18 protein-coding genes are annotated in these 20,409 nt (G+C 70.3%); 2 read left to right on the forward strand and 16 right to left on the reverse strand.

Annotated features, from left to right (window positions below; all coding sequences use genetic code 11):
* Window positions 1-58 precede the first annotated feature (58 nt).
* On the forward strand, window positions 59-310 hold the full coding sequence (locus FHR38_RS01705; protein ID WP_184532170.1) for a TM2 domain-containing protein: 252 nt from the start codon (window positions 59-61) through the stop codon (window positions 308-310).
* A gap of 57 nt (window positions 311-367) precedes the next feature.
* Here the strand turns inward: FHR38_RS01705 and FHR38_RS32725 are convergent, their stop codons facing one another.
* The 13 genes from FHR38_RS32725 to FHR38_RS01770 all read right to left on the reverse strand — a co-directional run bounded on the left by FHR38_RS32725 (window position 368) and on the right by FHR38_RS01770 (window position 16,268).
* Window positions 368-1,012, reverse strand: coding sequence for an NUDIX domain-containing protein (locus FHR38_RS32725; protein WP_312881717.1), 645 nt, complete (start codon window positions 1,010-1,012; stop codon window positions 368-370).
* On the reverse strand, window positions 1,009-2,817 hold the full coding sequence (pyrG, locus tag FHR38_RS01715; protein WP_184539104.1) for a CTP synthase: 1,809 nt from the start codon (window positions 2,815-2,817) through the stop codon (window positions 1,009-1,011). The genes FHR38_RS32725 and pyrG overlap by 4 nt, the downstream gene beginning before the upstream one ends.
* 172 nt (window positions 2,818-2,989) lie before the next feature.
* The gene (locus tag FHR38_RS01720) at window positions 2,990-5,350 is read right to left on the reverse strand and encodes a hypothetical protein (RefSeq protein ID WP_246446246.1); all 2,361 of its coding nucleotides are present in this window, start codon (window positions 5,348-5,350) and stop codon (window positions 2,990-2,992) included.
* On the reverse strand, window positions 5,350-6,519 hold the full coding sequence (locus FHR38_RS01725) for a glycosyltransferase family 4 protein (protein ID WP_184532174.1): 1,170 nt from the start codon (window positions 6,517-6,519) through the stop codon (window positions 5,350-5,352). The genes FHR38_RS01720 and FHR38_RS01725 overlap by 1 nt, the downstream gene beginning before the upstream one ends.
* Window positions 6,520-6,851: 332 nt before the next feature.
* Window positions 6,852-8,561 carry a murein biosynthesis integral membrane protein MurJ gene (gene murJ, locus FHR38_RS01730; protein ID WP_184532176.1) on the reverse strand — a complete coding sequence of 570 codons (1,710 nt, stop codon included), beginning with the start codon at window positions 8,559-8,561 and terminating at the stop codon, window positions 6,852-6,854.
* 1 nt (window position 8,562) lies between these two features.
* Entirely contained in the window at window positions 8,563-9,438 is an 876-nt protein-coding gene (locus FHR38_RS01735) for a hypothetical protein (protein WP_312881720.1), read from the reverse strand.
* Complete coding sequence (locus tag FHR38_RS01740; protein ID WP_184532178.1) at window positions 9,435-10,370, reverse strand: copper transporter; 936 nt, start codon at window positions 10,368-10,370, stop codon at window positions 9,435-9,437. Before FHR38_RS01740 ends, FHR38_RS01735 begins: the two co-directional genes overlap by 4 nt.
* Before the next feature lie 30 nt (window positions 10,371-10,400).
* Window positions 10,401-11,606, reverse strand: coding sequence for a putative cytokinetic ring protein SteA (gene steA, locus FHR38_RS01745; protein ID WP_184532180.1), 1,206 nt, complete (start codon window positions 11,604-11,606; stop codon window positions 10,401-10,403).
* 109 nt (window positions 11,607-11,715) lie between these two features.
* Complete coding sequence (gene recN, locus FHR38_RS01750; RefSeq protein ID WP_184539107.1) at window positions 11,716-13,473, reverse strand: DNA repair protein RecN; 1,758 nt, start codon at window positions 13,471-13,473, stop codon at window positions 11,716-11,718.
* A 118-nt stretch (window positions 13,474-13,591) separates the two neighbouring features.
* Window positions 13,592-14,476, reverse strand: a complete 885-nt coding sequence (locus FHR38_RS01755) for an NAD kinase (protein WP_184532182.1) — start codon at window positions 14,474-14,476, stop codon at window positions 13,592-13,594.
* Window positions 14,473-15,351 carry a TlyA family RNA methyltransferase gene (locus tag FHR38_RS01760; protein ID WP_184532184.1) on the reverse strand — a complete coding sequence of 293 codons (879 nt, stop codon included), beginning with the start codon at window positions 15,349-15,351 and terminating at the stop codon, window positions 14,473-14,475. Before FHR38_RS01760 ends, FHR38_RS01755 begins: the two co-directional genes overlap by 4 nt.
* 28 nt (window positions 15,352-15,379) lie before the next feature.
* The gene (locus FHR38_RS01765; RefSeq protein WP_184532187.1) at window positions 15,380-15,631 is read right to left on the reverse strand and encodes a hypothetical protein; all 252 of its coding nucleotides are present in this window, start codon (window positions 15,629-15,631) and stop codon (window positions 15,380-15,382) included.
* A 22-nt stretch (window positions 15,632-15,653) separates the two neighbouring features.
* Window positions 15,654-16,268, reverse strand: coding sequence for a phasin family protein (locus FHR38_RS01770; RefSeq protein ID WP_184532189.1), 615 nt, complete (start codon window positions 16,266-16,268; stop codon window positions 15,654-15,656).
* Between the two features lie 132 nt (window positions 16,269-16,400).
* Here FHR38_RS01770 and FHR38_RS01775 point away from each other — a divergent pair, with 132 nt between their 5' ends.
* On the forward strand, window positions 16,401-16,736 hold the full coding sequence (locus FHR38_RS01775) for an SCP2 sterol-binding domain-containing protein (protein ID WP_184539109.1): 336 nt from the start codon (window positions 16,401-16,403) through the stop codon (window positions 16,734-16,736).
* A 116-nt stretch (window positions 16,737-16,852) separates the two neighbouring features.
* Here FHR38_RS01775 and FHR38_RS01780 read toward each other — a convergent pair whose 3' ends face one another.
* Genes FHR38_RS01780 through FHR38_RS01790 form a run of 3 tightly spaced genes read right to left on the reverse strand, consistent with a single transcriptional unit; the run spans window position 16,853 to window position 20,321 of the window.
* Window positions 16,853-17,884 carry an HAD-IIA family hydrolase gene (locus FHR38_RS01780; protein ID WP_184532191.1) on the reverse strand — a complete coding sequence of 344 codons (1,032 nt, stop codon included), beginning with the start codon at window positions 17,882-17,884 and terminating at the stop codon, window positions 16,853-16,855.
* A complete protein-coding gene (locus FHR38_RS01785) occupies window positions 17,881-18,693 on the reverse strand; it encodes a Replicase polyprotein 1ab (RefSeq protein ID WP_184532193.1) in 813 nt (270 codons plus the stop codon). The genes FHR38_RS01780 and FHR38_RS01785 overlap by 4 nt, the downstream gene beginning before the upstream one ends.
* A 20-nt stretch (window positions 18,694-18,713) precedes the next feature.
* Window positions 18,714-20,321 carry a hypothetical protein gene (locus tag FHR38_RS01790; RefSeq protein WP_184532195.1) on the reverse strand — a complete coding sequence of 536 codons (1,608 nt, stop codon included), beginning with the start codon at window positions 20,319-20,321 and terminating at the stop codon, window positions 18,714-18,716.
* Window positions 20,322-20,409 lie beyond the last annotated feature (88 nt).

The following is a 20,409-nucleotide window of genomic DNA, read 5'->3' on the forward strand; positions in this document are numbered from 1 at the left end:
CCCGCCATCCGGACCCGTTACCAGACAGGACGGGGCGAAGTCACTAAGGTGGCCCCTCATGACCACTCCTCACTACCCGGGCGCTGCGGGCGTCTCGGACAAGAGCAAGCTAGTCGCCGGACTTCTCGGCATCTTCCTCGGCAGCTTCGGTGTCGGCCGGTTCTACATCGGAGACACCAAGATCGGCGTCCTCCAGCTCGTCGTCTCCGTCCTCACCTGCGGCATCGGCGGCATCTGGGGATTCATCGACGGGGTCCTGATCCTGGTAAAGGGCGGGGTCGACGGTCAGGGTCGGCCGCTGCGCGACTAGTTGTCACCCGATAACCGAAAGGGGCCCAGCGCCACGGCGCCGGGCCCCTTTCCCGTTTCACCTACCCGGCTGGCCGGGCGGCGGCGGGGTCGGTCTCAACAACGGCGCGTCGGCCGCCCGCAGGGTCGCAAAACCCTCGTCGCGGACCCGCGCGGCGGCGAGGACCCCCGCCACACAGGCCGCGTTGGTGACCTCTCCGGCCAGCGCCATCGCCACCGCCTGGTCGAGGCCGACCCGGACCACTTCCAGGTCCGCCTCCTCGTCGCGGCGAACGTGGCGCTTTTCGGCCGGCACCTCGGCCAGGTCCCGGGCCAGGAAAATCCGGATCACCTCGTTCGACCAGCCGGGCGAGGTGTGCAGGTCCACCAGCAGGTCGATCCGGCCGGCGGTGAGGTCCACCTCCTCGGCCAACTCCCGCAACGCCACCGCGGGCAACGGCTCAGCCGCGACGTCGACCAGGCCAGCGGGCAACTCCCAGATCGCCCGGCCCACCGGATGGCGGTACTGCCGGATCAGCACCACCCGTCCCTCGTCGTCGAGGGCCACCACGCCGACCGCGCCGACATGGCGCGCGTAGTCCCGCGTGGCCACCCCACCGCCGGGCATGGTGACCTCGTCGCTGACCACCGAGAAAACCGCCCCGGCGAAGCGCTCCTGGCGGGAACGCACCTGGTAGACGTGCTCCCCCGGCCCTCCGGTCACGACGACCGCGCCTTGGTCGAACGGGAGCTACCGTTACGGGCCGCCCGTCCGGACGCCTCAGCCGGCCCGACCGGGTTCGCCTCGCCCTCGCTGGGACCCCTCTCCGGCTGCTCCGTTCCGGCCGGTGCGGTCAGCTCGACCGGCAGCTTGTCCGCGGCCGAGTAGGCGACGACCGCCTTGACGAAGGCGGCGAACAGCGGGTGCGGCCGGGTGGGCCGGCTCTTCAGCTCGGGGTGGGCCTGGGTGGCCACGAAGAACGGGTGCAGTTCCCGGTCCAACTCGATGAACTCCACCAACCGGCCGTCCGGGGAGGTGCCGGAGAACCGCAGCCCCGCCTTGCTCAACGCGTCCCGGTAGGCGTTGTTCACCTCGTACCGGTGCCGGTGGCGTTCGCTGACCTCGGTGTCCCCGTACGCCTCGGCCACGATCGACCCCTCGGTCAGCCGCGCCGGGTAGGCACCCAGCCGCATCGTCCCGCCCAGGTCACCCCGTCCGGCTACGATGTCCTCCTGGTCGGCCATGGTGGCGATCACCGGGTGCCCAGCCTGGTCGTCGAACTCCAGCGAGTTGGCGCCGTCCAGGCCAGCCAGGCTCCGGGCCACCTCGATGGTCATGCACTGGAGGCCGAGGCAGAGGCCGAGAATCGGCACGCCGTTCTCTCGGGCGTACCGGGCCGCCCCGATCTTGCCCTCGATGCCCCGTACGCCGAAGCCGCCAGGGATGAGCACCCCGTCGACGCCGGCCAGCGCGGCGGCCGCGCCGGAGGCTGTGACGCAGTCGTCGCTGGGCACCCAGCGCAGCTGCACCCGGGCCCGATGGCCGAAGCCGGCCGCCCGGATCGCCTCGCTCACCGACAGGTACGCGTCGGGCAGGTCGACGTACTTGCCGACGACCGCGACCTGAACCGTGTGGATCGGGTGGTGCACCCGCTCCAGCAGGTCGTCCCAGCGGGTCCAGTCGACGTCCCGGAAGGACAACCCCAATCGACGTACGACGTAGGCGTCCAGCCCTTCGCGGTGCAGCACCTTGGGGATGTCGTAGATGCTCGGCGCGTCCGGGGCGGCGATGACCGCTTCCCGGTCAACGTCGCAGTAGAGCGACAGCTTGTGCTTGAGTTGGTCCGGGATCTCCCGGTCGGACCGGCAGACTATCGCGTCGGGCTGGATACCGATGTTGCGCAGCGCGGCCACCGAGTGCTGGGTCGGCTTGGTCTTCAGCTCACCCGAGGGTGCCAGGTAGGGCACCAGGGACACGTGCAGGTAGAAACAGTTGTCCCGGCCGATGTCGTGGCGGACCTGGCGGATCGCCTCCAGGAAGGGCAGCGACTCGATGTCACCGACCGTGCCGCCGACCTCGGTGATCACCACATCCGGGATGCGGCCGTCCTCGCCGGGGTCGGCCATCGAGCGGATCCGGGCCTTGATCTCGTTGGTGATGTGGGGGATCACCTGGACGGTGTCGCCGAGGTACTCCCCCCGACGTTCCTTGGCGATGACCTCCGAGTAGATCTGGCCGGTGGTGACGTTCGCCTTACCGGACAGTGCCCGGTCGAGGAACCGCTCGTAGTGGCCGACGTCCAGGTCGGTCTCCGCGCCGTCCTCGGTGACGAAGACCTCACCGTGCTGGAACGGGTTCATCGTGCCCGGGTCGACATTGAGGTACGGGTCGAGCTTCTGCATCACGACCCGCAGGCCGCGCGCGGTAAGCAAGTTTCCAAGGCTGGAGGCGGTCAGGCCCTTTCCCAGCGAGGAGGCGACGCCTCCGGTGACGAAAATATGCCTGGTCGTCCGTGCTGAAGGGGCCAACGCCTGCTCCCGTGGTCGTCCATTGCGGTCGTGCAGACCGGCGTGCCGATCAAGAAAATGATCACGCGATCCACGGGACTCCACGGTAACACCTCCCGCGACCGGGGCAGGGGCCGCACCCGACGTCCGGCGGGCGGGCGAACCCGAAATCACCCCGCTGTAGCAGCTACCGTCAGGTGACGGTGGTCTCGACCGATGTCCCGGCCTCGACCGTGTCCTCCGAGCCGGTGACCGCACCGGATCGACCAGGACCGTCACCACCGCAGCCGGATCCGCCACTGGTCAGCGCGGACCGCGCGGTTGGCACCTTCCCCGAACCGGCAGCGCCCGAACCCGCGCCAGCCAACTTGGTGCCGTCCGAACCGGTACTGTCGGCCGTTATCGACGAAACCGGGACATCCGGCACGGCGGCCGGCTGGGTGCGGTCGGCGGCGTGGTCCAACACGCGCAACGCGGCCAGCGCCGCCATCGGAATCGCCACCGTCGCCGCCGCTCCGGCGAAGTTCAATGCGGAACCGCCGAGCACCCCACCGATCAGGGCGGCGACGACAATCCCGGCCATACCGGCTCGAATCGCCGGATAGATCCCGAACAGCCGCTTCAAGCCGCCCCACGGTTGCAACAGGGCGAACCACACCAGGGCCATCCCGGCCAGCGCGATGATGGTCAACGGGCTACCGACCAGAGCCTCGAAACTGGACGCCCCGGACCGGTGCATGGTCAGCCCACCCGTACCCTCGCGGAGAGCAGCAAGAAAACGGCCCAGGCTGCCCCGCTCCGGCTCCGGACGAGTCATGTCCAACACGGCGAACCCAGCCGTCACCGCCAGCCCCGCGATGGTCGCCCAGGCGACCCGGCCGAAGGTCAGCCACCCGCCGGTACTCATCGCCGAGGCGACACACACACCGGCGGTCAACGCCACCGCGCCCACCGGGTCGCCACCCAGGTAGGGGCTGCCGACGAGCAGAACACCCACCGCCCCGACCAGCGCCATCACCGCCGGGCGCCAGCTACGTCGTACCCGCTGCGCCAGCCAACCCGCCGACAGCAGCGTGCCCGCCACGAACACCCCCAGACCCACCACCCCGACACCGGTGTACCGCCCACCCGCCAACGCCGAGTAACCCGTGACTCCGTTGAGTTGCAGTTGGGCTCCGGTCGCCACATCGGCCCCCACGGAGAGCGCCGCCAGCCCGGCCACCAACCCCAGCGGGCCGAGCGTGTTCGCGTACCCCCGATGGAACCGGACACCGACGGTGGCCGCACCGAGTAGCAAGACGGTGACCAGGGCGAAGTAGAGACCAGCCTGGTCCCCCCGCCACCAGGGCACCAGGTCGGCGAGCAGCGCGGCGGGAACCGCCAGGGCTGCGGCCACGAGCAGTGCCTCGACGACCGCCACCACCCGTGGCGACACCGGCACCGGGCCGCCCGGACCGGCATGCCGGCGAGCGCGGCGCAACAGGGGCAACACGGCGAGCGCCAGCAACACCTGGAACCCGGCCAGCAACCCGAAGAACCAGGTCGTCACCCCCCGCTGCGCGTGCACCTCCCGGTCCGCGTCGGCGGGTGCCGTGACAGCCGCCGGCAGGCTCGTCGGTCGCCCCTCGACCGACGTCGCCGGCTGGCCGATGAAGAGCCGCTCGGGCATCGGCCGACCAAGCGCGGTCAGCGCCGTGGGGGCCAGGTCGATGAGCTGGACGTAACCCTCCCGCCCGGTGCTGGCCGAGGTGAGCCAACCGCGTTCCCAGCCGGGACCGTCAGCCACGGCCACGTGCAGCCGGGACACCGGGTCAGTGTCGGACACCCCGGCGACGATCACCAGGGAACGCTCGGGCCGGGCGGCCAGCAGCCGCGCCAGTCCGGCGTCGGCGACCCGGGCTGCCTGCGCCCGCACCGCCGGCTCCTCCCCCGCCACCATGCCGAGATCCACGATGCTCAACGCGCAGGACGAGAGGAGCCCAGCCGGATCTTCCGGCATTGTCGGCTCGTAGCGGTCCACCCGCCCGAACGGACGTGCGGCGGCCACCGCCGCACCGGGTCCGACCGCAACCGCGCACCGGACCGATTCGGCCAGCGCCCCGGGCACCGCACCCCAGGACAGCTTCTCCTTGTTGAGTTGTACGGTCGACCGCTGGGCCGGCAACTGGGCACCCGTCCCGTCCGGCTGTTCGACGGCGACATCCAGTTCAGGACACTGCCCAGCGACCGGCTCGTCGTCCCATGCCGCGTAGTTGCCGGCACCGAGCGTCAACCACCCGTCCACCGGACAGGTGGGCTGACGAGCCGAGCGGACCGAGAGCGACCCAATCGACCCCTGCTCAGCCAACCGCCACAACGTGGGTGTGTCCTGCTGGTTGACGTCCTCCCAGCGCAGCCCGGCCACACCGACCAGCACGACGTGGTCGGCAGTGCCCTGAGTCGCGGCGGCAGCAGGACCGGCGGCCGACACCACCATCCCGAATATCATTACTAGGGTGACCAGCAGGGCAGAAATCGCCCGGCCCGATCCGACGGAGATCGACCTTCGTTGCATCAGCCTCGCCCCGCTGGCGGTCCGGTCTCTCGGTTGGCAGCCGGCCCGGACGGCACAAGCTCGGCGTAGACGGCGGCCACCGCAGCGACCGTGTCGTCCTCGGTCGGCCAGGCAGCGGCCTGTGCCGCACCACGCCGCACCAGGTCCGTCCGCCGCTCGTCGTCAGCCAACAACTCCCGCACCGCCCGGTCGACCGCGTCCACGTCGTCCGGCGGCACCAACACCGCCGCGTCGCCCACCAGGTCGGGCACGCCACCCACAGCGGTGGCGACCAGGGGTACGCCGGCACGCAGCGCCTCCTGGGCGAACAGTTGCCGCGCCTCCCAGTCACTGGTCACCACCGCCAGGTCCGCACCGGCGAGCAGATCTGCCACGTCTGTCCGATGCCCAAGCAGGGTGACCGGCGCGCGGGCGGTCGAGATCCGGGCGGCCAACTGCAGATAGCTGGGACCGCTGCCAGCGATCACCACGACCGGCGGTGGATCCAGGTCACGCCATCGGGCGGCGGCGTCCACCAGCAGATCGTAACGCTTCTGCGGATGCAGCCGCCCGACTGACAAGACCAACTTCTGGTGTGGGGTGACGCCGAACTCCGCCCGTACCGCGGCCCGGCCGCGCCGAGGCTCCGGCAACGTCGGCGCGGCCACCGGTCCCAACCGAGCATCGGTGGCACCGAGCGCGGCCGCTCGGTCGACCAGGTCGGCGGAGGCACCGAGGGCGACCCTGGCCCGACGGGCGACCACCCGCTCGGCCAGCCGAGAGACCCGGCCGCGCAGACCGGCGGCAAGTACCGCGTTGTGCCAGGTGACGACGAGCGGGGCCGTCGGACGGGCCAGCGCGGCCACCAGACCGGCCCGCAGTCCGTGCGCGTGTACGACATCCACCTGCTCGGCGAGTACCCGCCGCAGGGCGCTGATCGCCCGACCGTCGGCCGGGGTCGGATTCGCCGGAATCGGCACCGCTTCGAACCGGGCGCCGGTACCGGCGAAGTCGAACTGCTCCTGCGTCGCGGCCGGGCCGCACACGGTCACCGACGCACCACCGGCGACCAACCCCCGGGCCAGCGAGGTGACATGCTGACCGACCCCGCCCGTACTGGAGGCCAGGAGCAGAACCACTGTGCCGGTCCACCCTGTGGTCGCCCCGGAACGCTCACTCCTCGCGCTCACCCTGCTCGCCTCCCGTTCGCGAATGCGGGGCTCACAAGCTCACTCCTCGCGCTCACCCTGCTCGCCTCCCGTTCGCGAATGCGGGGCTCGCAAGCTCAACTCGCATTCCGGCCCGGCCGCGTCCCACGCGAGCCACCCCGGAACGCTCACTCCTCGCGCTCACAGATGCTCGCCTCCCGTTCGCGAATGCGGGGCTCGCAAGCTCAACTCGCATTCCGGCCCGGCCGCGTCCCACGCGAGCCACCCCGGAACGCTCACTCCTCGCGCTCACCCTGCTCGCCTTCCGTTCGCGACTGCGGGGCTCACTCGCTGCGCTCGTTCACTCCTCGCGCTCACCCCGACACCGTCTCCTTTCCGACCCCCTGGTCGGGACCGTCGTCCCGATCAGGACGGGCTCCGTCCGGGTCACGCGGACGACCCCGGCCAGACAGGCGGCGGATCCGCCGACCGAACGTCGCGATCATGGGGCGTACGTCGTGTCGGTCCAGCGGATAGGCCACCGCGAGGAAGACCGCCCCCACGGCAATACCGGACAGCATGCCCTGTAGGAGCGAACCGGCAACCTCCGGGGTGCCACGCCAAGCATCACCCAGCCACTCCGCGACCACCAGCCCCGCGACCGCCCCGAGGGTCCCGGCGAGCAATCCGACGCCACCGGCCCGGCCCAGCCCGGCCAGCGCCGGCCGCCCGGCTCGACGGACCACCACGACGATCAGCAACGCGCCGAGCACCAGCATGCCAACGGAGTTGGCCGAGGTCAGGGCAAGCACCCGGTCGTCGACCGGGAGACCAATGGCGAGCAGCACCGCCATGACCGGTACGACCAGCCAGCCGGCCGCCGTCGCGCCAGCCGCCGCCCGGGTCTCCCCCCGCGCGTACAGGGCCCGGGACAGCACCGCGAACAACCCGTAGCCGAGCAGGCCGGGTGCGAAGCCGACGATGCCGGCGATCGCCGCCGCCGAGCCCTGGATGCCGGGAAATACCCCGGCCACCGGCCGGGCGGTCGCGATCAGCACCGCCGCACCGAGACAACTGAACAGCAGCACACCGCGAGCGGTCGGGGCCAGGGTCCGGCGGAAGGCGTCCTCGTCGCCGGTGGTGTGCGCTGCGGCCAGATTCGGGTACGCCGCGGCGGCCAGCGGCACCGCCAGTACCGCCCAGGGCAACAGGTAGACGGTCTGCACGGCGTTGTAGATCACGACCGAGCCATCCGGACCGCCGTCCGCAAGCTTCACGGTGACCAGCAGGGCTATCTGCTGGCCCACGACGGTGGCCGCCCCGGCGAGAGCCAGTCCACCGATCTTCCGCCGGACGTCGGCGGTGAAGGTATACCCGGGGCGCAGCCGTAGTCCCAACTGCCGCACCGGGATGAGCAGGCACAGCGAGAGCACCACCACGCCGAGCGTGGTGCCGATCGACAGGATCAACTCGCCGGTGAGGCTGAGCTGGGCCAGCCTCAGGTTACGGCCCTCCACCACGACGAAGGTCAGATAGGCGGCGATCACCGTCAGGCTGGACAGCAGCGGTGCGATGACCGGCCAGGCGAACCGGCGGTGGGCCTGGAGTACCCCGGTGAGCACGATCCCCACGCCGTACAGGGGAAGTTGTGGCGCGAAGACCCGCAACATCCGGCTACCGGTGGCGAGCTGCGCCGGGGTCGGATCGTCGGCGATGACCGACAGGATCGGGCCGGCGAAGACGGCAACCACGATCGCGAGCGGCACAAGCAGCAGCAGCGTCCAGGTGAGCAGCGCCCCGCTGGTGGCCGCGACCGCCGCCCGGTCCCCCGCCACCACCGCACCAGCCAGCAACGGTACGACCAGGCTGGCCAGCGCCCCACCGGCCACGATCTCGAAGACGATGTTGGGCACCGTGTTGGCGATCAGGTAGATGTCGCCCAGGTCGCTGCGGTCGCCGACCGTCCAGGTGAAGACCGCCGTACGCCCGAAGCCAGCCAAGCGGCTGACCACGGTGAGTACGGCGATGAGTGCGGCGGCACCGGCGACGCGCCCGGCGCCGGCGAGGGGTGCCGGAGTGCTCACGTCAGGAGGTTCGCCGTCCCCACTCGTCCAGCTCCCGCAGTCCCCGGGTGTTCTGGATCACCTTGGTGAAGCTGACCTTCTCGCTGGCGGCGGTCAGCGCGGCGACTGCCGCCAGGATGCCGGCCCGACCGATCGGGCTGGTACGGGCGGCGAGCGCCACCCCGAGCAGGGCGCCCAGCGCGTTGGCCCCGCTGTCGCCGAGCATGACCCGCTCGTCGAGGTCGTCGGAGAGCAGCCCGATCGCGGCGCCGACCGGCCCGGCGGCGAGCCCGCCCGTCCGGCCGCCGGCCAGCGGCGCACCGAGTAGTACCCCTGCCTTGAGGGCCCGGCCGGGGCGCAGGTCCAGCAGGTTGACCAGGTTGGCGGTGCCGGCGACCACCCCGGCGCCGAGCAGCACGTCGGTCAGCCGGCCGAGGTTGCCCTGCCGGTGCCGACGCCGGTGGGATCGGACGTCCGGGTCGACCGCGAGTAGCGCGGCGGCACCCAGGCCGGCGGCACCCACCCCGGCGATCTTGATCAGACCGCTGGTGACCCGCCCTTGGCGTAGCGCCGCCAGGTGACCGGCGAAGCCCTTGGCGGCTTTCTGCTCCGGCCGGGACCCGACCACGTCGTCGTAGAGCCCCACTGCGCCGGAGCCGAGGCCGGCGACCAGCGCGGCTGCTGCGGCGGGACGGCTCGGCGCGCCGAGGGCACTGGCCACGGCGGCACCGGCGGACAACGCCGGGCCGGCGGTGAGGGTCACCGTACGGCCCCGGAAGTTGGTGCGTTCCAGTGTTGCGGCGTCCGGGTGGGCGGTCACGGTGCGCAGCGCCACCCGTGCCGTCACCGCCCCCAGGCCCGCGACCAGTAGGCGGCTGGCGATTCCGCGCCCGCTCACGCCGGGGCCTTGGGTGGAATCAGGGCGGCGGCACCGGTATTCAGGCCGTAGTGTCCGACCCGGCGGCCGATGACCTGCTCCACGGTGGCGAGCGCCACGGCCAACTGTCCCTGGGTGGTGTTGGAGTTGTCGACGGTCGAGATGGCCTGGGCATAGGTGGGGTTGCCACGGACCGAGGCGACCAGGTTGCCCTCGGCGGCACCCCGACCGGCCACCACGACGGCGGCTGCCTTGTCGAACTGGGAAACCATCTGCAGCACGGACTGGTCCTTCTTCGCGGCGTTCTTGTCGGTGTGCGACTGCCCGCTGATCACCACCACCGCCTCGGCTACCCCGTTGACCTTGTCGGCGACGGTCAGGTAACCGGCGTTGCCGTACGCGGTGAGCAGTGTCCGGCGGTCCGCCTCGGCGACCGGCGGGCCAGTACGGTCGAGCAGGGCGCTGGAGAGCAGGGCGCTGGAGGTCTCCACACCGTCGCTGTTACCGGGCAGCGCGGAGGTGGGCAGGATCGGCTGAGCGCTACTCTCGGCAAGCTCGAGCAGCGAGTCGTTGTTGTCTGGTTCAAAGAACTTGTCCAGAATGTCGATCCGGCCGGTGATGGTGGCCCCGGTGCGCCGCAGCATCTCCGTGACGCCCTCGATGTGCTCCCGTCCGCTGGGCAGGGTCAGCAGCAGGATCCGGCGACCGGTCAGCGTGTTCGGCAGTACGACGTGCGATATCTCGGCAGCGAAGTCCTCCTCCAGTTTGAGTTCCTTCTCCAGACTGGAGACGTTGTCCCGCAACTGTTCGTTGTTCTTACGCAAGCCGGTGACCTGCTCATTGAGCGAATCGGCGACCGGGCCATTGAGGGCAGCGGTCCCGACTATCAAACCGATGGCCAGGGCGAGGAAAACCGCAGTGAGGGACACCACGTGATACCGGAAATTAATCACACCTACAGCCTCTTGGGTCGGTCCGGGGGGTCAGAAGAGCTGGCCGAGCTGGAAGACTAAATTGTTCCACCATTCCGAGACCACTCCGAGGTAGGCCTTGCCGACGGTGGACACGGCCACGGCGGACGCCATCGCCGCCACGGCCGAAAGCACCAGCAGCAGCAGCGACGATCCGGAGATGCTCTGCCGGTAGAGCCGGCTCACCCCCTTGGCGTCGACGAGTTTGCCACCGACCTTGAGCCGGGTGAGGAACGTCGAGGCCATTCCGCCCCGGCCCTTGTCCAGGAACTCGACCAACGTCGCGTGGGTGCCCACCGCGACGATCAGCGAAGCTCCCTTCTCGTCGGCGAGCAGCATGGCCAGATCCTCGCTGGTAGCGGCGGCGGGAAAGGTGTCGGCCGGCACCCCGAGCTGCTGGACCCGCTCCAGGCCGGGTGCGCGCCCGTCGGGATAGGCATGCACGATCACCTCGGCACCGCACCGCAGGACGTCGTCGGTGACCGAGTCCATGTCACCAATGATCATGTCGGGGGTGTAACCCGCCTCGACCAGCGCGTCAGCACCGCCGTCGACGCCGATCAGCACCGGCTTGAACTCCCGGATGTATGGGCGAAGAACGTCCAGGTCCTCCTTGTAGTCGTAACCGCGGACCACGATCAGGCAGTGCCGGCCCCGGACGTGCGTATCGATATCGGGTACGCCCACACCATCGAGCAGCAGATCGCGTTCCTGCTTGAGGTATTCCATGGTGTTGGCGGCAAATGCCTCCAGCTGGACCGACAGCCCTTCCCGGGCATCGACCATCGCCTTCGCCACGGTCTCGGCGTCCTGAAGGCTGCCGTGCGCCACCGGCTCGCCGTCGACCAGCACCGTGTTCCCGTCGATCCGCACGGTGTCGCCCTCGCGGATCTGCTGGAAGACACTCTCCCCCAGGTCGTCCAGGAGCGGGATACCAGCATTGATCAACACCTCTGGGCCGAGGTTCGGGTAACGACCCGACACCGACGGCTTGGCGTTCAGCACCGCGGCCACCCCGACGGCGACCAACGAATCCGCCGCGACCCGGTCCAGATCGACATGGTCGATCACGGCGATGTCACCCGGGCGAAGCCGACCAACAAGGCGTTTGGTACGGCGGTCGAGGCGCGCGGTACCGACGAGAGTGCCGGGCGTAGCGCTGCGGTTCCGACGCAGGGCCGGTAGGCGACGCAAGGTGGGTAGACGCATCGTAACCATCCTGGCATGTGAGGCAGGGTTTTCTGTCGCGACATGCCTTGAGCAGGGCCGCCACCCCACGGAAGCACGTTCACCCTACCCGGACACGGCAACGGTTACATCATCCGGTTCACGAGCGTCGCTCCCGGGCCGCCACGGCCAGGAGTTCTTCCGCATGGGCGATACCCAGATCCGAGTCCGGCAAACCCGCCAGCATCCGGGCCAACTCCCGCGCCCGCTCGGTGTCCTCCACCACCCGTACCCCGCTCGTGGTCACCGCACCACCGGTGTCCTTCGCCACCACGAGATGCCGGTCGGCGAACGCCGCGACCTGCGGCAGATGGGTCACCACCAGCACCTGGTGGGTACGCGCCAACCGGGCCAGTCGGCGTCCGATCTCCACCGCCGCCTGCCCGCCGACACCCGAGTCGACCTCGTCGAACACCAGCGTGGGCGGCCCACCGGAACCGGCGAACACCACCTCGATGGCGAGCATCACCCGGGACAGCTCACCGCCGGACGCCCCGCGCTGCAACGGCAGTGCCGGCGCACCCGGGTGTGCCAGTAGCCGCAACTCCACTTCGTCGGCACCGTCCGGCCCCACCCCGCACTCGGCACCGTTGACCCGGAGCGTCGGCTCGGATCGTCCGGCCGTCCGGGGCAGCACCGTCACCTCGATGCGGGCATGCGGCATGGCCAACCCGGCCAACTCCACACTGACCTGCTCGGCGAACCGGCCCGCCGCCTCCCGCCGCGCCGCAGACAACGACTCGGCCAACTCGGCCACCTCGCCGGCCAGTCGCTCCCGTTCCCGCTCCAGTTCGTCCAGCAACTCGTCAGAGGTGTCCAACTCGGACAGCCGTAGCCGGGCCCGGTCCGCCCAGGCGATCACGCCGTCGACGTCGTCGGCGTACTTGCGGGTCAGTGCCCGCAGCGCGGCCCGCCGCTCGTACACCGTCTCCAGCCGGGCCGGATCGGCGTCGAGCGCGGCGAGGTAGGCCGACAGTTCCGCACCGACATCCCCGACCAGGGTCGCCACCTCCTCCAGCCGGGCCGCCAGGTCACCGAGCATCCGGTCCACCCCGGCCTGCGCCTCCAGCGCCCGGCGGGCCGCACCCAGCAGCATCGTCACGTCCGGGGTGTCGTCGGTCGGCTCCCCCGCACCAGCAACGCACTGCTGGGCGGTCTGCGCCGCGGTACGCAACCCCTCGGCATGCTCCAACCGCTGCGCCTCGGCCTTGAGCTCGTCATCCTCGCCCGGCTGCGGATCGACCCGGGTGATCTCATCCAGCCCCAGCCGCAACAGGTCGGCCTCCTGATGGCGTTCTCGGGCATTACGCCGTCGGTCCGCCAGGTCGTCGGCGACCTGCCGCCACTGTCCGTACGTCTCCCGAAGCGCCGCCAGAAGTTTCTCGTGCTCGGGACCAGCGAAGCGGTCCAGCGCGGCACGCTGCTCGGCGGGACGTAGCAACCGCAACTGGTCGGACTGCCCGTGCACCGCCACCACCTGCTCGCCGACCTCACCCAACATCGACACCGGCATGCCCCGGCCGCCGACGTGCGCCCGCGACCGGCCCTCCAGGGTGACCGTACGACTGAGCAGCACCGCACCGTCGTCGTCGGTCTCCCCACCCGCGTCGGCGATGCGGGTGTGCACCGTGGTGGCCGTGGCTCCGGTCAGCCGCAGCCGGCCCTCGACCAGCGCACGCCCCGGCTGAGCCCGCACTCGGCCGGCGTCGGCCCGACCGCCGAAGAGCAGCCCGAGACCAGTCACCACCATCGTCTTACCGGCCCCGGTCTCGCCGGTGATGACATTCATTCCGCTGGTCAGCGGCAGTGTCGTGTCCTCGATGACGCCCAGACCGGTGATGCGCAGCTCTTCAAGCACAGCCAACGACAGTAGTAGCGAGGCCTGACACTTGACCACCCGACGGGTGAGGAAGGCCCCCTTATTATCGCTTTCTGCCATGGCAGGGGGCCTCCTAACACCTCAGAAGCACGGTGCCTCAGCGGCGGCTACCCCGCCAGCCGTGCACCGGCAGCCCGAACTTGGCCACCAACCGGTCGGTGAACGGCCGAGGCCGCAGCCGGACCACACGGACTGGCAGGTCTCCCCGTCGGACGCTGACCCGCGCCCCCGGTGGCAGGTCGTAGACCCGCCGACCGTCACAGCACAGCACCGCCAACGTGGTAAACGGGTCCACCGTGATCGAGAAGGTGGAGGTGGGGGCGGTCACCAACGGCCGGCTGAACAGCGCGTGCGCGCTGATCGGCACCAGCAGCAACGCCTCCACCTCCGGCCAGACGACCGGACCGCCAGCCGAGAAGGCATAGGCGGTCGAGCCGGTCGGGGTGGCGCAGACCACACCATCACAGCCGTACCGGGACAGCGGCCGCCCGTCCACGTCGACGAGCAGTTCCAGCATCTGGGCGCGCTCGCCCTTCTCGACGCTGACCTCGTTCAGCGCCCACGACTCGATCGCCGGCCCGCCGTCGAAGTCGGCCGTCACGTCAAGGGTGAGCCGCTCATCCACTGTGTAGTTACGGCTCACCACGTCCCGGACCGCCAGGTCCAGGTCGTCGATCTCCGCTTCAGCGAGAAACCCGACCTTGCCGAGATTGATCCCCAGCAGCGGCGCCTTGGCCGGCCGAGCCAGGTCGGCCGCGCGCAGGAACGTACCGTCACCGCCGAGGGCGATCACGATCTCCGCACCCTCGGCGGCGGTCGGCCCGCTCACCGGGAGCACCCCGGGCAGATGCAGATCGTCGGCCTCCTCAGCCACGACCCGCACCTCGAAACCAGCCGTGATCAGATCCGCCGCCACGGTCCGGGCATGCTCGGTGCTACGCCGCCGTCCGGTGTGCGTCACCAACAGCGCGGTACGGCTCATCGGCTCGCCTCCCCCACCGGCGGTGCGCCGGTCACCGACCCCCCGGCATGTGGCTGCTCCGACAGCAGATGGACCGGACCGGCCTCGACAACATCCCGTACCCGCTGCTCGTCGACGGCTGGGGCACCGCGCCGCAACCACACGAAGAACTCCACATTGCCGCTCGGTCCGGGTAACGGGCTGGCCGCCACCCCGGCCAGACCAAGCCCGAGGTCGAAGGCCGCAGCCGCGACGTCGAGCACTGCCTCCGCCCGCAGCCCCGGGTCGCGTACCACCCCACCCGCACCGACCCGCTCCTTGCCGACCTCGAACTGCGGCTTGACCATGAGCACCAGGTCGCCATCCGGCTCGGTACAGCCGGCCAGCGCCGGCAGCACCAGGCGTAGCGAGATGAACGACAGGTCGGCCACGGTAAGCGCGACCGGGCCGCCGACGGCCTCCGGCGTCAGGGTACGTACGTTGGTGCGCTCGAAGACCCGTACCCGCTCGTCACTGCGCAGCGACCAGGCGAGCTGGCCGTACCCCACATCGACCGCCACCACTTCGCACACCCCGGACCGGAGCAGCACGTCGGTGAACCCCCCGGTCGAGGCGCCTGCATCGAGGCAGCGCCGCTGGGCAACCCGCAACCCGTCAGGTACGAAGACGGCCAGCGCGCCGGCGAGCTTGTGCCCGCCTCGGGAGACGTACTCCTGGGTCGGATCCTCCCCGACCACCCGGACCGCGTCGGCGGGATCCACCATGGCCGCCACCTTGCGGGCCGTCACCCCGCGCACTTGGACCCGGCCGGCCTCCACCAGCGCGGCGGCCTGCTCACGTGATCGGGCCAGGCCGCGACGGACTAGTTCGGCATCAAGCCGGGTACGACGTGCCATGGGGCGGTTCTCCGAAGATCGGTGCTGGTCAGTTCTGGTCGATGGTGGCGAGGGTTTCCCGCAACGTCTGGTGCGCGGCCTCGTACTGGGCGATTTGATCCGCCGGGGAGAGGTTGGCGGCGTTGACAAGGGCCTGGATCGCCGCGTCGACGGCCGGATGCCCGGATCCTGAACCATCCACCGGCGCCACAGATGGCGGAGGCACCGAGGATGGGCCTGGTCGGGCCCCGCCGGGCGGGGCCGGTACACCCCGGAACGGGCCGGGTACGGGCGCGCTCATGCGGAACCCCCACGATGACGAATCACGCCGCACCAGTCCCCGGCGGCAGCTTGCGGGGCGAGTTCGACTCGATGGCCGGCGGTGGTCCGGCCTTCTTGGCGGTTACCTGCGTCGCCACAGTCTTCTTCGCGACCGTCTTCTTGGCAACGGCCTTCTTCGCCACCTGCTTGGCCGCCACCTTCTTGACAGCAGCCTTCTTCGCAACCGCCGACTTGGCTGCCGTCTTCTTCGCGGCCGTCTGCTTGGCCGGTGAAAACCCGGAAGCTGCCCCCGCTGCACCTGCCGCGAGCCTTCCGGTAGGCGCGGCGGGGGCGCTGGTCGCGGCCGAGACCGCGGTCTTGGCCTCCTGCAACTCGCTCTCCAGCTGGCGGACCCGATTCGTGAGCTCGGCCACCTCGTCGGCCGTAGCCAGGCCCACGACGCCCAACGCCCGGTCGACCTCGAAACGGATGATCTTCGTCAACGCCTCCCGGTTGGCCAGCCCGGTGGAGACCAGCTCCTCAGCCAGCGCCTGCAGCTGGGCAGCGGTAGCGCCACTGGAGCCCACCAGCTTCCGAGCGACCGTCTGCGCCCGCTTCCTCGACGCCTCCGTCAACCCCAGGGCCAGCTCCAGATAGGCCCGCCATGCATCCTGCATGCCCATATCCTTCCGCACTGCCGACTGTTCGCTGTCACGCTACCGGTCATCCCTTCGTGACCGGTGCGGTACGGTGCCGGGGAACAGGCGCGTCATGCGCAACGAGGCGTCGTGTGTGACGAGGAGGCGACGGTGGCCAGCGTGGACGAGTGCCGGCAGGCGTTACAGGAGCTGGCGAGCCGGCTGGAAGCCAACGCCGAGCGCAACGGAATGGTCAACCTCGACCGCACACTGGCCTGTCGACTCACCGACCTCGGCACCGCGTTCCACGGCCGGATCAGCGGTGGACGACTGATCGGTCTGGAGGACGGCGACGACCCGAAGGCGAAGATCGCTCTCAGTACGACGAGCGATGATCTGATCACCCTGGTCCAGGGACGGCTCGACCTGCCGAAGGCGCTCGCCGCACGACGGGTGTCGATCAGCGCAAGCCCGTTCGACCTGCTCAAGCTGCGCAAGCTGATCTGACTCCGCCAACCACCAGTAGGCCGGACGCACCCGACCCAGGGCAACCGTCCAGGCAATGCATGGACGGCCACCACCGACTCCCCGCCCCGTACTGACCGGCTCCGTAGGAAACCCGATCAGTACGGGAGCCCGAACTCCCGGAGAACCTCGCGAGCGGCCTCGCCGCCCCCACGCACCGGCTCGCCTCCGCCCCACGCCTCCGCACACAACAATGCAAGGGCGTCGAGAGCTGATCCTTCCCCGGTCAGTTGCCGCGCCCCATCCCCACCGGCAATCCGCCACCCGTTCGTATACCTCTCGGCGGAGTACTCCGGTGAGCTGGGCAGTCGCACCACGCCCGCCAGGTCGAACAGCCCGCCCAGATCATGCGCCACATAGGTGGGTCGGGTCGTCGACGCGGCGGCGAGCAGATCCGCCGCCGTACTCACCCCGGTCAGCACCAGCAGGCTGTCCATTCCAGCCTGGACCGCCCCCTCGATGTCGGTATCGAGTCGATCACCGACCACCAGTGGGCGACTGGCCCCGACCCGATGCGCGGCCGTGTGGAACAGCGTCGGCTCGGGCTTACCCACCACCAGGTCCGGATCCCGGTCCAGGGCGGTACGCAGCACCGCCAGCAGCGAGCCGTTGCCGGGGAGCGGACCGCGAGGGCTGGGCAGAGTACGGTCGGCGTTGGTAGCGATCCAGAGGGCCCCGGCGCGTACCGCCACCGAGGCTTCGGCCAACTCGGTCCAACCGACCTGAGGCCCGTACCCCTGCACGACCGCTTCTGGGGCATCATCGGCCCGGCCGACCGGCACCAGACCGGCGGCAGTCACCTCGGCACGCAGGGCCTCCGCGCCCACCACCAACACCGGTGTGCCGGGAGCCAGCCGCTCGGCCAACACCTCCGCCGTCGCCGCGGCCGAGGTGAGCACCTCTTCGGTACGGGCTACGATCCCCATCCCGGTGAGAAGCGCGGCCACCTCCGACGATCGACGCGAGGCGTTGTTCGTCGCGTAGGCCAACTTTCGCCCCTCGGCGTGCAGTTGAGAGATCGCCTCGACCGCACCGGGAATCGGCCGGTCGATCAGGTAGACCACGCCATCCAGATCGAAGATGAGAAGGTCGTACCCGTCGACCAGCCGCTCCCGGGAAACGCTACTCACGACAGATCCGACCCCGGGCGCTCTGGGGACTGCTCTGGCTGAGCTGCCGCAACGTCGGCATCGGTGCCGCTGGGGTCGACGGCCGTGACCGACCGCTCCTGATCAGCTACGGCAGCCGGCGCCGGAGCCGCAGCCACGTCGGCGTCCTTGTCCTCCACCGAGAGCTGGTCGGACTCCGCCTCTGCTTCCGCGGTCAGCTCGTCCTCGGCCTCGTCCTCGTCCTCGTCGTCACCTTCCAGGACCACACCGTCGAGCTCCAGCAGCCGCTCTGCCGCGTCAGTGGCGGCGTCCTGGTCCGCGTCCGCCGCCCGAGCAAACCACTCCCGGGCCTCCTCCCGACGGCCGACGGACAGCAGCGAGTCGGCGTATGCGTAACGCAAGCGGGCCGTCCACGGCTCGGCCGGCTCACTGGTCAGCTCACGTACCTGGAGCATCGCCACCGCCGCGTCGCCCTGGCCCATGTCGGAGCGGGCCCCGGCAGCGACGATCAGCAGTTCGATCGCGCCTGCCTGGTCGAGTGCCTCCCGGTCAGCCCCTCGGTAGAGGTCGACCGCTCGTTCCGGACGCCCCAACGCGCGCTCACAGTCAGCTAGGACGGCAAGGTGGCTCTGTCGACCGCTCATCCTGTGGTACGTCCGCAACTCGGAGATCGCCGTCTGCCACTCGCCCGCGTGGTACGCGGCCAGCCCGACCGCCTCCCGTACCACAGCGATACGCGAGGCAAGTCGACGCGCGGCCAGCGCATGGGCCAGTGCTTCCTGCGGCACCTCGTCGATCAACTGTCCGGTTGCCACCAGGTGCCGCGCCACCGTCTCCGCGACCGGCTTGCTCAGCGACAGCAGTTCGGCCCGTACGGTGCTGTCCAGGTCGGTCGCAACGATCTCGTCGGGCAGTACGGGGGCCGCTCCGGCCTCCCGACCACCTTCACGCGCCGGCTGCTCAGTCCGGTCACGCCGGTCTCGGGAACCCCGATCATCGCCGTCCCGACCTCGATAACCGCCCTCGCGCCGCCGATCCTCGAAGCCGTGCCGGTCGTCGCGCCGCGGCCGCTCGTCCCGGTCCCCGGTCGACCTCGACCTGTCCTGGTCACGCCGGAAGTCCCCGCCACGCGAGCCGCGGTCGCCGGTGGACCGGAAGCCGCCCTCACGGCGATCGCCACCCCGGAAACCACCCTCGCCACGATCGTCCCGACGGAAACCACCCTCACGACGATCATCCCGACGGAAATCACCACGCGATTCACTGTCACCGCGATAGCCACCACCAGCACGAGAGGCACCACGAGAATCGCCATCGCGACGGAAACCACCCTCACGGCGGTCCCCACCCCGGAAACCACCCTCGCCACGATCATCGCGACGGAAACCACCCGCAGACCGGTCCCCACCCTCACGACGATCGTCCCGACGGAAACCACCCTCACGGCGATCCCCACCCCGGAAACCACCCTCGGACCGATCCCCACCCCGGAAACCACCACGCGATTCACCGTCACCGCGATAGCCACCACCAGCACGAGAGGCACCACGAGAATCGCCATCGCGACGGAAACCACCCGCAGACCGGTCCCCACCCTCACGACGATCGTCCCGACGGAAACCACCCTCACGGCGATCCCCACCCCGGAAACCACCCTCGGACCGATCCCCACCCCGGAAACCACCACGCGATTCACCGTCACCGCGATAGCCACCACCAGCACGAGAGGCACCACGAGAATCGCCATCGCGACGGAAACCACCCGCAGACCGGTCCCCACCCTCACGACGATCATCGCGACGGAAACCACCCTCACGGCGATCCCCACCCCGGAAACCACCCTCGGACCGATCCCCACCCCGGAAACCACCACGCGATTCACCGTCACCGCGATAGCCACCACCAGCACGAGAGGCACCACGAGAATCGCCATCGCGACGGAAACCACCCGCAGACCGGTCCCCACCCTCACGACGATCATCGCGACGGAAACCACCCTCACGGCGATCCCCACCCCGGAAACCACCCTCGGACCGATCCCCACCCCGGAAACCACCACGCGATTCACCGTCACCGCGATAGCCACCACCAGCACGAGAGGCACCACGAGAATCGCCATCGCGACGGAAACCACCCGCAGACCGGTCCCCACCCTCACGACGATCGTCCCGACGGAAACCACCCTCACGGCGATCCCCACCCCGGAAACCACCCTCGGACCGATCCCCACCCCGGAAACCACCGCCATCCCGACGGGGTCCGCGGAAGCCGCCGTCTGAGCGGTCGTCGCGGCGGAAGCTGCCGCCATCGCGACCCGGCTGACGGTCACGGTCACCAGTAGGGCGTGGGCCTCCGCTGCGGTAGGAGCCTCGATCTGCCGATCCACCGCGGGGGTCACGGTCACCCCGCTCCGACTGGCCACGATCCTGACGTGGAGCCCAGCTCCGGCCGTCGTCACGGCGGGGCCGATCGTCGTAACGACGCGGACGATCTCCGTCCTGCGGTCCTGAACTCACGGGTACATCCTTCCTGATAGCGCCACTATC

This window comes from Micromonospora polyrhachis (assembly GCF_014203835.1).
In the GTDB taxonomy this organism is placed as follows: domain Bacteria; phylum Actinomycetota; class Actinomycetes; order Mycobacteriales; family Micromonosporaceae; genus Micromonospora_H; species Micromonospora_H polyrhachis.

Bases quoted from the DNA above. Each gene is read 5' to 3' on its own strand.
- FHR38_RS01705 (WP_184532170.1), top strand. From the start codon at position 59: ATGACCACTCCTCACTACCCGGGCGCTGCGGGCGTCTCGGACAAGAGC.
- FHR38_RS01720 (WP_246446246.1), bottom strand. From the start codon at position 5,350: ATGCAACGAAGGTCGATCTCCGTCGGATCGGGCCGGGCGATTTCTGCC.
- steA (WP_184532180.1), bottom strand. From the start codon at position 11,606: ATGGTTACGATGCGTCTACCCACCTTGCGTCGCCTACCGGCCCTGCGT.
- FHR38_RS01755 (WP_184532182.1), bottom strand. From the start codon at position 14,476: ATGAGCCGTACCGCGCTGTTGGTGACGCACACCGGACGGCGGCGTAGC.
- FHR38_RS01760 (WP_184532184.1), bottom strand. From the start codon at position 15,351: ATGGCACGTCGTACCCGGCTTGATGCCGAACTAGTCCGTCGCGGCCTG.
- FHR38_RS01765 (WP_184532187.1), bottom strand. From the start codon at position 15,631: ATGAGCGCGCCCGTACCCGGCCCGTTCCGGGGTGTACCGGCCCCGCCC.
- FHR38_RS01770 (WP_184532189.1), bottom strand. From the start codon at position 16,268: ATGCAGGATGCATGGCGGGCCTATCTGGAGCTGGCCCTGGGGTTGACG.